This window comes from Azospirillum soli (assembly GCF_017876165.1).
Taxonomy (GTDB): domain Bacteria; phylum Pseudomonadota; class Alphaproteobacteria; order Azospirillales; family Azospirillaceae; genus Azospirillum; species Azospirillum soli.
The window spans coordinates 38,033-50,060 of the sequence record NZ_JAGINQ010000029.1 but is presented as its reverse complement, the minus strand read 5'-3'; the positions used below and the strand labels follow the sequence as shown (position 1 = coordinate 50,060).

The 12,028-nt window shown below is 63.3% G+C and carries 10 protein-coding genes; all 10 read left to right on the top strand.

What is annotated here, in order from left to right; all coding sequences use genetic code 11:
- The first annotated feature begins 23 nt into the window (after positions 1 to 23).
- The 10 genes from J2852_RS27810 (at position 24) to J2852_RS27765 (ending at position 12,020) form a co-directional block, all read left to right on the top strand.
- Complete coding sequence (locus tag J2852_RS27810) at positions 24 to 1,043, top strand: GDP-mannose 4,6-dehydratase (protein ID WP_209881980.1); 1,020 nt, start codon at positions 24 to 26, stop codon at positions 1,041 to 1,043.
- Between the two features lie 107 nt (positions 1,044 to 1,150).
- Positions 1,151 to 2,299, top strand: coding sequence for a GHMP family kinase ATP-binding protein (locus tag J2852_RS27805; protein ID WP_209881978.1), 1,149 nt, complete (start codon positions 1,151 to 1,153; stop codon positions 2,297 to 2,299).
- Positions 2,284 to 3,303, top strand: coding sequence for an NAD-dependent 4,6-dehydratase LegB (locus J2852_RS27800; protein ID WP_246500035.1), 1,020 nt, complete (start codon positions 2,284 to 2,286; stop codon positions 3,301 to 3,303). Before J2852_RS27805 ends, J2852_RS27800 begins: the two co-directional genes overlap by 16 nt.
- Positions 3,186 to 4,406: a sugar phosphate nucleotidyltransferase gene (locus tag J2852_RS27795; protein ID WP_281418491.1), complete on the top strand. Its 1,221-nt coding sequence runs from the start codon at positions 3,186 to 3,188 to the stop codon at positions 4,404 to 4,406. The genes J2852_RS27800 and J2852_RS27795 overlap by 118 nt, the downstream gene beginning before the upstream one ends.
- The gene (locus tag J2852_RS27790) at positions 4,381 to 5,613 is read left to right on the top strand and encodes a LegC family aminotransferase (protein WP_209881975.1); all 1,233 of its coding nucleotides are present in this window, start codon (positions 4,381 to 4,383) and stop codon (positions 5,611 to 5,613) included. Before J2852_RS27795 ends, J2852_RS27790 begins: the two co-directional genes overlap by 26 nt.
- Positions 5,610 to 6,623 (top strand): N-acetylneuraminate synthase, encoded by a 1,014-nt coding sequence (gene neuB, locus J2852_RS27785; protein ID WP_343206836.1) that lies wholly within the window; start codon positions 5,610 to 5,612, stop codon positions 6,621 to 6,623. The genes J2852_RS27790 and neuB overlap by 4 nt, the downstream gene beginning before the upstream one ends.
- Entirely contained in the window at positions 6,620 to 7,783 is a 1,164-nt protein-coding gene (neuC, locus tag J2852_RS27780; RefSeq protein ID WP_209881973.1) for a UDP-N-acetylglucosamine 2-epimerase, read from the top strand. Before neuB ends, neuC begins: the two co-directional genes overlap by 4 nt.
- Entirely contained in the window at positions 7,780 to 8,703 is a 924-nt protein-coding gene (locus J2852_RS27775; RefSeq protein WP_209881971.1) for a methionyl-tRNA formyltransferase, read from the top strand. Before neuC ends, J2852_RS27775 begins: the two co-directional genes overlap by 4 nt.
- Complete coding sequence (locus tag J2852_RS27770; protein WP_209881970.1) at positions 8,700 to 9,368, top strand: PIG-L deacetylase family protein; 669 nt, start codon at positions 8,700 to 8,702, stop codon at positions 9,366 to 9,368. The genes J2852_RS27775 and J2852_RS27770 overlap by 4 nt, the downstream gene beginning before the upstream one ends.
- A 48-nt stretch (positions 9,369 to 9,416) precedes the next feature.
- Positions 9,417 to 12,020, top strand: coding sequence for a phytanoyl-CoA dioxygenase family protein (locus J2852_RS27765; RefSeq protein WP_209881968.1), 2,604 nt, complete (start codon positions 9,417 to 9,419; stop codon positions 12,018 to 12,020).
- Positions 12,021 to 12,028 lie beyond the last annotated feature (8 nt).

Genomic DNA, 12,028 nt, shown 5'->3' with positions numbered 1-12,028 from the left:
CTCTCGCTTTGCAAAGTGCTTCAATGACCCGTCCATGTGCGTTGATTACCGGAATAACCGGCATGGTTGGTTCCCACCTTGCCGAGTTTCTGATTGAGCGAACGGATTGGGAGATTGCTGGCCTTGCGCGTTGGCGCAGTCCTCTGGACAACATCGCGTCGCTTATTCCAAGGATCAACCGCGGTGACCGCGTCAGGCTCGTGGATGGTGACCTGCGGGATGAGGCATCCCTGAGGCGGGCGGTACAGGAAGCGCGGCCCGACTATGTCTTCCACCTTGCGGCGCAGAGCTTTCCGAAAACGAGCTTTCACGCTCCGGTAGATACCCTGGACGTCAATATCCTCGGCACGCAAAGGTTGCTGAATGCCTTGCGCGATCACGCGCCCAATGCCGTCGTGCACGTCTGTTCGTCGTCGGAGGTTTTTGGACGGGTTTCCAAGGAAAAGCTGCCGATCAACGAAGATTGCACGTTCCACCCGGCATCGCCCTACGCGATTTCGAAGGTCGGGACGGACTTGGTCGGCCGCTTCTTTGCCGAGGCTTACGGCATGACGGTGCTGACCACCCGCATGTTCACCCACACCGGGCCACGACGGGGCGATGTCTTCGCGGAGTCCAGCTTCGCCAAACAGATCGCGCTCATCGAAGCCGGCCATGCCGATCCGGTCGTGAAGGTCGGCAATCTGAAGTCCCTGCGCACCATTGCCGACGTCCGCGACGCCGTGCGTGCATATTATATGCTGGTCACGGTCAATCCGATCGCGGGTTCCGTGTACAACATCGGCGGGACCCACAGCTGTACTGTGGGAGAGATATTGGACGCGCTCATCGGCATGTCGCCCGCTCGTGATCGCATCAAAGTGGAAGTCGATCCGAGCCGCTTGCGCCCAATCGATGCTGATCTTCAAGTGCCGGACACCACCCGATTCCGGGAGCACACGGGGTGGCAACCGGAGATCAGCTTCGAAAAGACCATGCGGGACTTGCTTGATTATTGGCGCGACCGAGTGGCCACCAACGGCAGTTGCCATCTGATCCGCTGAAGCGGCGGCTTTGGGGCCACTGTCCTTGACGTGGCCCCGGAGTCTGGCGCGGAACTTGCTAGGTGTTTCAGGTGGCCCGCCGAGGGGCAAGTCAAGGACGGAAGCCGATGATCATCAGCCGCACACCATACCGAATTTCCTTTTTTGGAGGCGGGACCGATTATCCGGTCTGGTTCCGGGAACATGGTGGCGCGGTCCTTTCCACGTCGATCCAGCATTACTGCTACATCACCGGACGGTTTCTGCCCCCTTTCTTCGAACATCGTTCGCGGGTCGTGTGGTCGCAAATTGAACAAGTGATGAACAACGGGGAGATCAACCACCCCGTCGTGCGAGCCGTGCTGGAATTTCTTGGCATTTCGAAAGGGATCGAGATCCATCACGCGGGGGATTTGCCTGCGCGCTCCGGCCTCGGCTCCAGTTCGGCGTTCACGGTCGGCATCTTGCATGTGCTGCACTCACTGCAAGAACGCCTTGTCACGCGCGAACGGCTGGCCGAGGAGGCAATCTTCGTCGAGCAGGAACTCCTTGGTGAAAGCGTCGGCGTCCAGGATCAGATCCAGACGGCGTTCGGCGGCTTCAACCGGATCGACATTCAGCAAAACGGAACGTTCAACGTCGTCCCGCTTCCCATCAGCCGGGATCGGCTGAAGGCGCTTGAAGGACGGCTGCTGCTGTTCTTCACAGGAATTGTCCGTTATGCCTCGGCGGTGGCGGATTCGAAAATCAAGGCCATTCCCAACAAAGTGCAGGAGATGACCGGCCTGCGGAGCTTTGTGGACGAGGGCACGGCAATTCTCACCGGCAACGGAAACCTCGATGATTTCGGTCGTTTGCTCCACGAATCCTGGATGCTGAAGCGCAGCTTGAGTTCTGCCGTCGCACCTCCCTTCGTGGACGAGATCTACGCACGCGCCCGTGCCGCGGGCGCCATTGGAGGCAAGCTCCTTGGCGCTGGCGGTGGCGGTTTCATGCTGTTCTTCACGCCCGAGGGTGGACAGGCGGCCGTTCGCAAGGCCTTGAATGAGCTGATAGAGGTGCCCGTCATCTTCGACCGCAGTGGATCGCAGATCATCTTCTACAGCCAACCCGCCTTCCTTCCCGAGTCATTGCAGCGGCGTGACTTTCGCCAATTCTCCGCAGCCGATTGGGTGGATTTGTCCGGTGAGGAGGGGGGAAGCGAGCAGGCGCTTTCGGGGCGAGATGGTATGGCCGCTTCGCCGATGGAGCAGGGTCCGGCATGGAAGCTGAAATGACGGCTCAAGCGCCCGTGCTTGTAACCGGAGCCGGCGGCTTCGTCGGATCGCACCTTGTCGAGCATTTGGCCCGGTCCGGACGGACGGTTCGGGCGCTTTGCCATTACAATTCGCGCGGTTCCTTCGGATGGCTTGATGAGCTTGCCCCGGATGTGCGCGGCAACGTCGAATGTGTGCTCGGCGACGTCCGCGATTTGAATTGCGTTTCAGAGGCGGTGCGCGACTGCGACACCATTTTCCATTTGGCCGCGCTGATCGGCATTCCTTACTCCTATCAGGCACCTCAGTCTTACATCGACACGAACGTGACCGGGACGTTGAACGTCCTGCAGGCGGCGCGGGCTTGCGGCGTGAAGCGTGTCGTGCAGACCTCGACGAGTGAGGTCTACGGCACCGCGCGGTTCGTCCCCATGACGGAAGAGCATCCGCTCAATGCGCAGTCGCCCTATGCCGCGTCAAAGATTGCGGCCGATCAAATGGCATTGGCCTACGCCCGCAGCACCGGCTTGGCCGTGTCCGTCATCCGGCCGTTCAACACATTCGGGCCACGGCAGTCGGCGCGCGCGGTGATCCCAACCATCATCTCGCAGATCATGGCCGGACACCGGAGCATCCGGTTGGGCGCGCTGCATCCGACGCGCGACTTCACGTTCGTGACGGACACCGCCGCAGCGTTCGCCGCCGTCGCGGAAAGCCCGCATACGGTCGGCGACGTCGTGAACGCCGGCAGCGGCTTCGAGATCTCAATCGGCGACGTCGCCCGTGAAATCGCCAACGTCATGAACGTGGACGTGAATATTGAAACGACGAGCGCGCGTGTCCGCCCAGCGGCGAGCGAAGTGGAGCGGCTGTACGCCGATACGGATCGCATTCGCCGCTCGACAGGATGGGTGCCGCAATATGGGGAACTGAACGGGTTTCGCCGCGGGTTGCGGGAAACGGTCAACTGGTTTGTCAAGGAGGCGGGCGGGCTGGCGCGGCAGGCCGACCGATACGTGACGTGATCCACGGCACCGTCCCCTACAACTCCGCCCCCCATAACTCCGCTCTGGTCGCCAGCCTTTGCGTCGGAGCGGACATGGCGCTGTTCGCGGCCATAGACGCCATGACGCGAACGGCGGAGAAGATCCTGCTGGTCACCGATGCCGACAAGCGCTTGCTTGGAGTGGTGACCGACTACGACATCCGTTCGGCCATTTTGCGGCGCATCTCCTTTGACGAACCGATTGGTTCGATCATGGTCCGTTCGCCGATCACCGCGCCCGATACGCTGGACGAGGACGAGATCCTTGGGATCATGCGGGGGAAAAGTTGCCATGCCCTCCCCCTGCTCGATGCGCGGGGGCGAGTCACGGCAATCCGGTTCCTCAAGGAGTTCGTCCGCGAGGTGCCCCATAGGGATCGGGTCGCCGTCGTGATGGCGGGTGGCCTTGGCAGCCGGTTGCGTCCGCTTACCAACAATCGGCCAAAGCCTCTTCTGGAGGTCGGTGGACGTTCGATTCTGTTCATCGTGCTGGACCAGATCCTCAACGAGGGATTCAACCGCGTTTACATCAGCCTGTTCTACCGCCCGGTCGATATCATCAGCGCCGTGGAAAAGGTGCCGCATTACCGCGATGCGGTAGACTTTCTCCTGGAAGAACAACCTCTGGGCACGGCGGGGGCGCTGGGGCTGTTGCCGGAGCGGCCGTCGGACTCCTTCCTTGTCATGAATGCCGACCTGCTGACCAACATGTCGCTGGCCGAATTCGCCCGGTATCATGCCGTCGAGGGAAACTCGATCACCCTGGCAAGCCGGCGCGAGGACGTCGAAATTCCTTTCGGGGTCGTGGAGGTCGGCGACGGCCGGGTCATCGCCCTGCGGGAAAAGCCGCGTTTCAGCTATACGATCAGCACCGGCGCATACATGTTGTCTCCGCAAGTCCTGGACAGCATCGCGTTGAGCACACGCCTCGACATGCCCGAACTCATCACGCGGCAACTGGCTGCGGGCGTGCGCGTCGGGCACTTCCCCATCCATGAGTATTGGGCCGACATCGGCACGCACGATCAATATCGGCAAGCTTGCAGCGATTACAGCGATGGCACGTTCACTTCAGCCATTTGATGCGACGGCAGGAACCTGCGTGGAGGCTGTGCTCTCCGCGTTGGAGTGCGTGCTGCGAGAGCGGCTCGGTCACGATGGGCCGATCGCGTTGCATGAGCCCTCCTTCGACGGGAACGAGCACTCCTACGTGCTTGATTGCCTTGATAGCGGCTGGGTTTCCACGGCCGGTCCCTACGTCGAGCGCTTCGAGCGGGAAATGGAGCGACGGTGCGCGGGCGCGCACGCCATTGCCGTGGTGAATGGCACCTGTGCGCTTCATGTGCTGCTGCACGCGCTGGGGGTCGGGCCGGGAGACGTCGTTGTTTGCCCCGCCATCAGCTTCGTCGCTACGGCCAACGCCGTCGCGCATGCCGGGGCGCAGCCCGTCTTTCTCGATGTCGAGCCCCAAAGCCTGGGGCTTTGCCCGGACGCCCTGGCTGATTTCCTGGAAAAGGATTGCCGTCCGGAAGGCAATCGCCTCGTCCATAAGGAAACCGGCGCCAGGATCGCCGGCGTGGTCGCCGTGCACATCTTCGGCAGCCCGGCGGCCATGGACCGCCTTGCCGCGCTCTGCGTCCGTCATGGATTGGACCTTATCGAGGACGCGGCGGAGGCCCTGGGCAGTGTCCATCATGGGCAGCCCTGTGGCACCCTGGCGCGCGCCGCAACATTCAGCTTCAACGGCAACAAGACGGTGACCAGCGGCGGAGGCGGAATGGTGGTTACCACCGACCGCGAACTGGCCACCCGCCTCAAGCACCTCACGACGACCGCTCGGGTCTCGGCGGGGTGGGAATTCGACCACGACGAGGTTGGCTTCAACTATCGCCTTCCCAACCTGAACGCCGCATTGGGGCTGGCTCAGGTCGAAGGGCTCGACGAACGCATCCGCCGCAAGCGGCATCTGCACCAGCTCTACGCCGAAGCCCTGGACGGCATCGCCGGCGTCAGCCTTTTGCATGAACCACCCGGCACGCGCAGCAATTATTGGCTGAACGCGCTGCTGTTCGAGAAGCTTGCCGACCGCGATGCGATGCTGGAACTCGGGAACGCCCGCGGCTTCCAGTGCAGGCCCTGTTGGAGACTTCTGCCTCAGTTGAACATGTATCGGAATGCCCCCATGGCGGCGCGCGGCGTGCCTGAGGCGGTGCGGCTGGGGCCGCGCATCGTCAACATCCCAAGCAGTCCGCAATTGCTGACGGCAAAGGCCCTGGGGGAAATGCCGTGACGTCATTCGTGCTTGTCATCGCTGAAGCTGGCGTGAACCACAACGGCGACCTGGAGTTGGCGCACCGGCTGGTCGATGTTGCAGCCGATGCCGGAGCCGACATCGTCAAGTTCCAGACCTTTCGTGCGGATCGGCTGGCCAGCGGGTCCGCTCCCAAGGCCGACTACCAGCGGGCGACAACCGACGGTGCGGAAAGCCAACGCGACATGCTGCGCAGGCTGGAACTGACGGCGGAGGCGCATCTGGCCCTTCAGGCGCACTGCGCCCACCGGGGCATCGAGTTCCTTTCGACACCGTTCGATGAGGAAAGCGCCGACTTCCTCCTGTCCATTGGAATCCGGCGCATCAAGGTCCCATCCGGCGAGGTCGTCAACCTGCCGTTTCTTGAGCATCTGGCGCGCACCGGATTGCCCATGCTGTTGTCTACCGGCATGGCCGACCTGGAGGAGGTTGCCGAGGCCGTGAACACGGTGCGGCGGGCGGGGACGAGCGACCTCACCGTCCTTCAATGCACCACGGATTACCCGGCCCGTCCCGAGGACGCCAATCTCCGCGCCATGGCAAGCATGGCATCGGCCTTCGGCGTGCCGGTCGGCTTTTCGGACCACACGCTGGGGATCGAGTGCGCCTTGGCGGCCGTAGCCTTGGGTGCGGTGGTGATCGAAAAACATGTGACCCTGGACTGCGGCCTGCCCGGTCCGGACCACGCCGCCTCGCTGGAGCCCAAGGCTCTGGCTGCCTTGGTGCGGGGGATTCGGACTGTCGAGGCGGCGCTGGGCGATGGCATCAAAAGGCCGGCCGAAGCGGAGCTGCGCAACCGCGCCGCCGTCCGCAAAAGTCTGGCGGCATCGCGGGATCTTCCCGCCGGCCACCGCCTGGAACCGGGCGACATCGTGGTGCGGCGGCCGGGGACGGGCCTTGCGCCCGCACTCGCGGGCCGCACGGTTGGAAAGGCGTTGCGCCGCGACGTGGCCGAGGGCATGCCCTTTACCGAGGACGATCTCGCATGAAAACAATCGGCGTCGTCACGGGATCGCGTGCCGACTACGGGATCTACCGGCCGGTTCTGCGTCATATCCTGTCCAGCCCGGATTTGCAGCTCCGGCTGATTGTCTGCGGCATGCACCTCTCGCCCGCCTATGGATTGACGGTTCGGGACATCGAAGCGGATGGATTTACCATCGCGGCTCGTCTGCCGACGCTGTGCGACGACGATTCGCCGGAAGGCATCGGCAAGTCCATGGGGCAGGGAGTCACGGCCTTTTCCGAAGAATTCGGCAGGGTCCGCCCCGACATCCTCCTGCTGTTGGGTGATCGTTACGAAATGTTCGCGGCGGCCATCGCCGCGCTGCCCTACGCCATGCCGCTGGCGCACATTCACGGCGGTGAACTGACGGAAGGGTTGATCGACGATGCAATTCGTCATTCCCTCACGAAGATGTGCCATCTGCACTTCGTCGCGACGGAGGAATACCGGCGCCGGGTGATCCAGTTGGGCGAGGCGCCCGACCGTGTCTTCACCGTTGGTGCGCCGGCGATCGACCTCATGTCGCAGTTGGAACGCCTGGACCGGGCGGCTTTGTCCGCGCGTCTGGGGATATCGCTCGATACGCCGCCGTTGCTGGTCACGCACCATCCGCTGACGCTCGCCGCCGAGCAGGCCGACGCGGAAGTCGGTGTTCTGCTCGACGCGCTGGAAACGTTCGACCAGCCCATCATCATCACCTATCCCAATGCCGACACGAGGGCGAGCCGCATCATCGAACGGATAGGGCGATTCGCCGCCGGCCGGGCGAATGTCGTCTTCACCGAAAGCCTGGGAAGCCAGGCTTATTTCTCGGTCATGGCGATCGCCGGGGCCATGGTCGGCAATTCCTCAAGTGGAATCATCGAAGCGGCGAGCTTCCGCCTGCCGGTGGTGAACATCGGCGATCGGCAGCGGGGCCGCGTGGCGGGCGGCAACGTGATCCACGTCCCGGCGGACGCCGAGACCATCCGCGAAGCGATCCGAAAGGCATTGTCGCCTGAGTTCCGCGAATCTCTGGCGGATCAGGTCAACCCATATGGGAGGGGGACGGCCGCCCCGCGCATCGTCGAGGTTTTGCGTTCCGTGTCCCTGGGCCAGGAACTGGTGATGAAACGGTTCCATGACCTGGAGGCATGCGGATGAGAATCGTCCTGATCGGCGCGGTCGCCTTTACCCGCCACTGCTTGGACAGCATGCTGGCGGTGGGGGCCAATGTGGTCGGTGTGGCTGGGCCTCGCCCCTCGGCCGCGACGATCAACAGCGACTATGTCGACATGCCGGCGGAGGCACGGATACGGGGGCTCCATGGCATTCCTTTCGACAGCGTTCGCGCTCCCGAAACGTTGGACGCCGTCGCGGCGCTGAAACCGGATGTCGTGTTCGTCTGCGGCCTGTCACAACTGCTGCCGGCGGAGTTGTTGGCCATTCCGCCGCTTGGGGTTATTGGAACGCATCCGTCCCTTCTGCCGCACGGTCGTGGGCGGCACCCACTGATTTGGACGCTGGTGGAAGGGCTGAAGGAAGGGGGGCTGACCTTCTTCCGGATCGACGAAGGAACGGACACCGGCGACATCGTCTGGCAGCAGGCGTTTCCTGTGGGTGATGACGACGACGCGGCCGTTCTTTATGCACGGATCGAGGCGCTGGCGGCCAAAGCCATCACCGAACTGGTGCCCCGCTTCGCCGATGGAACCGTGCGCTACCGGCCGCAGGACCACACGCGCGCAACCGTCTGGCGCCGCCGGACGAAGGAGGACGGCGAAATCCGGTGGGATGCACCAAGCCGGACCTGCCACAACCTTATTCGTGCCCTGACGCGCCCTTATGTCGGTGCGCACACATGGCTGGACGACCGCCTGCTGCGTGTGTGGAAGGCGGCGCCGGCCTCTTGTCTGGCGGTTGGAAGCGAAGCGCCGGGAACCATTCTGTCCGTCGATGGGGGGCGGCTGCTCGTGCGCACGGGGGATGGTGCCTTGGGGATCCTCGATTGGGATTGGGACCAGGATTGGGACCAGTCGTCCGCGCCGGAAGCGGGCGCCTGCCTTGGCCGGAGCCTGCGATGAACGTCCTTTGCATCGCCACTCACCCCGACGATGAGAGCTTGGGTTGCGGTGGAACCCTGCTGCGCCACCGGAAGAATGGGGACACATTGTTTTGGTTGATCGTGACCCAGGCCGGGGAACCGCTGGTCACCGCCGAAATGTCAGCGATCCGGGCCGCGCAGATGAAGCGGATCGAGGAGGCGTTCGGCTTTGCCCGCGTGGTGCGGCTGGGGTTTCCCGCCGCGGCTCTCGACCGGGTGCCCGAAGGCGACCTGATTCGCGGCGTCGCCGGTGCCGTTGCCGACCTGTCTCCGGATGTGATCTACATGAACCACGGCGGCGACGCCCATTCCGATCATCGGGTCGCTTTCCAGGCCTGCATGGCGGCGTTGAAGACGTTTCGGCTGCGCCGGCCCGTCCACCGCGTCCTGACTTATGAAACTCTTTCCGAGACCGAACAGGCACCTGCCTTAGGTGTCTCTTTGCCGTTTCAGCCGACCACCTTTGTCGATATCTCGGCGGAGATCGACCGCAAGGTGGAATTGATGTCGATCTACACAGGCGAAATGCAGCCGTTCCCCTTCCCTCGTGAGGAGAGCGCCATTCGAGCCCTTGCCCGGTACCGTGGAGCCCAGGCAGGGGTGGGGTATGCGGAGGCTTTCTCCTTGATGCGTGAGGTTTGGTGACGGGCCGGCGGAACTGGCTGCGAGTTCACGATGGAAGGATCGCGTAAGATGCGGGCGCTGATGTATGTCGAGCCTCTGATCGAATGGGGAATGCCGAATCTGCGGCACTGGTGGGTTATGTCCTCCATCGCGTTGATGCAGGCGCTCGAGCCGGACCGCTCGGCTTGGCCGAACCGATTCCGCCTGTTGACGAACGACCATCTCGCGGCAAAGGCCCAGGCCGGCTTGGTGGTGGAGTTGCTGGTGGTGGAGTTGCCGGAATTCGGCACCGCGCCGGTGCGGCTGCCGACGGACATGCTCCGCGTGATTGATCGCGATACGTTGCGCACGCCATTCGATGCGGACGCCCGCACCACCAGCGCCCGGTGGTACGACGGTGCCTACACCGAAGCGGAACTTGAGACCATGGCGAATGCCGTCCGGTCCAGCCTCGACGGTTTCGAGCCGGAGGTGATCTTCACCTTTTCTCCCGCTCCGTTCCTTGCCAGGGCTTTTCCCGGTGCATTGGTGCTGCACAAGGAAGTCGGGATGTTCGCCCAGGCTCCCTTCCCCTGCAATCTTTACCTCGACCCTTGCGGGGTGATGCGGCACTCCTTTCCGCGCCGGTTCGTCGCGACGTTGCTGGACCGCCCGTTGACCGAAGCCGCATCGGCCGGAATCGCCAAGCTGCGCCGGTTCTTCCTGGACGAGATTCTGATCCCGAAGTCCCCCTTCGCGTCGTTGAAGTCGGACATTCGGTCCCGCTTCGACAGCGTCTGGATTGTGCCGACCCACTCCGAACACGCCTACAGCTTCGACAGTAAGTTGCGCTATCGCGCCTTCTTCGATCACTTGGTCCGTATTCTGGATCGGGTTGATTCCAAGATCGGCATCATCGTCACGGAGCATCCGCGTGCTTCGCCGATCATGACCGACGAGTTGGTTGAGTATTTTCAGCAGCACTATCCAAACTTCATCCATATCCCGTCCGCTTGGAACGTTTCCTGTTCGACCCATTTCCTGTTTGACATTGCCGATGGGATCATCGCGGCCAACACCGGCGCGGCGCTTCTGGCGCTGCTCTGGCGGAAGAAAGTCTGCGCCATCGGTGACAGCCACCTGACTGCGATCGCGGACACTCAGTCGGTGGATGACCTCGATGCCGTCGCGCGGCAACCGTGGGACGAGCGCAAGGATGCGCTTCTGCACTGGCTTCTGACTCACTACTACATTCCAGCGGACCGCCTTTACGATGGCACCTTCCTGGTGCCTTGGTTGACAGAGGCGCTGCACCGATTCCGCGAGCAGGGCGTCGGTCCAGATTTCTTCCGCCCGCTTGACGATGCGGAGCGGCTGTTCGACCGGATCATCGCCACCGCCGATACGGACGTGCCAAAATACCGCTCCGACACGCTGGAAAACCTCTCCTTCGAGCGGCTGGTCCACCGATGCCGGGCGGCTGAGGCTAGGGCTGATGAGGCCGATCTTCTGCGCCGCGAACTGGCGGAAATGCGGGCCGGCGACATGCGGCAGTTCCTGCTGCGGCCGGGCAGCCCCATGCGCTTGCCCCCCCTCGATGGCTCGCTCGATGATGCCGCCCTTCGCCCCCGCGACGCGGAGGGGGCTGCCCTGTACGAGCGCTTGGCAGCCACCGGTGGAGCGGCCGATGCCTGCTTTGCCTACGGTCGCCACCTTGCGCTGGCGGGCGACCGCGTTCTCGGAGCCAAGTTCCTGTTGTGGGCGGTGCTGCAAGGGCTGCCGGTGGATCTGCGACGGGAGGTTCGCCGGCTTCTTTGCGAGGACGTGGCCTTGTTCGAGGCCTATTTCATGGTGTCCAGCGTGGTCAGCCGCGAGCGGACGAAGCGGGAGCAGACCTATCTGGACCCGTCAATGGCACCGACGCTTCTGATCGACCGCACGGTGAACGACCTGCGAAGGGATGGTTTCGCCGTGTGGCCGGGCCTGATGGCCGGTCAGCCTTTTCTGTCCCGTGCCCAGGCTCTGGTCGATGATCTGGTGGTCGCGCACCAGGATGCCTTTGCCGGCGCGCCGGCCGGCACCTTGCGGTTGCCTGGGCCTGTTTCCGGTTCCGAGTTCCGGGGCGGATCGGTGAATTACAATGGGCGTCGGCGGATCTATTTCGACTACGAGGGGCGCTCGACAGGGATCGAGGAAATCGATTCGGTGATGACCAACCCCCTGTTTCTAGAAGTCGCAGCCCGTTATTACCGTTCCAATGTGCGGTCGCTCTACACGCTGGCCGAAGGGTTGGAGCCGGGCGAGGCGGACCAGCAGTGGCACGTCGACGCGATCCGGGACCAGTTCAAGGTGATGGTGCTGTTGAACGACGTCACTCCGGAATCCGGCCCGATCGGTATCGTCCCCGGCAGCCACATGATGGAAGACCTTCTCACGGACACCTTCCACGCTTGGCTCAAGGGTGGGGAGCCCGAGACCTACGCCACTCAGGCGGTGATGGAGCGCTATGGCGATCGGGCTTTTTCCGGTGTCGGCAAGCCAGGTGACGTCGTGTTCTTCGACACTCTGACGGTTCACCGTGGCACGGTCGTGCGCAACGGGATGCGGCGCAATCTGGTGGTCGCCATTCACCCTGACACGTTGCGCAACCGGGCCATCAATCCGGTGACCGAAGAAAGCTTCCGCATCCCCTGACCGCCCCG

Bases quoted from the DNA above. Each gene is read 5' to 3' on its own strand.
- J2852_RS27810 (WP_209881980.1), top strand. From the start codon at position 24: ATGACCCGTCCATGTGCGTTGATTACCGGAATAACCGGCATGGTTGGT.
- J2852_RS27805 (WP_209881978.1), top strand. From the start codon at position 1,151: ATGATCATCAGCCGCACACCATACCGAATTTCCTTTTTTGGAGGCGGG.
- J2852_RS27800 (WP_246500035.1), top strand. From the start codon at position 2,284: ATGGAAGCTGAAATGACGGCTCAAGCGCCCGTGCTTGTAACCGGAGCC.
- J2852_RS27795 (WP_281418491.1), top strand. From the start codon at position 3,186: ATGGGTGCCGCAATATGGGGAACTGAACGGGTTTCGCCGCGGGTTGCG.
- J2852_RS27790 (WP_209881975.1), top strand. From the start codon at position 4,381: ATGGCACGTTCACTTCAGCCATTTGATGCGACGGCAGGAACCTGCGTG.
- neuC (WP_209881973.1), top strand. From the start codon at position 6,620: ATGAAAACAATCGGCGTCGTCACGGGATCGCGTGCCGACTACGGGATC.
- J2852_RS27775 (WP_209881971.1), top strand. From the start codon at position 7,780: ATGAGAATCGTCCTGATCGGCGCGGTCGCCTTTACCCGCCACTGCTTG.
- J2852_RS27770 (WP_209881970.1), top strand. From the start codon at position 8,700: ATGAACGTCCTTTGCATCGCCACTCACCCCGACGATGAGAGCTTGGGT.
- J2852_RS27765 (WP_209881968.1), top strand. From the start codon at position 9,417: ATGCGGGCGCTGATGTATGTCGAGCCTCTGATCGAATGGGGAATGCCG.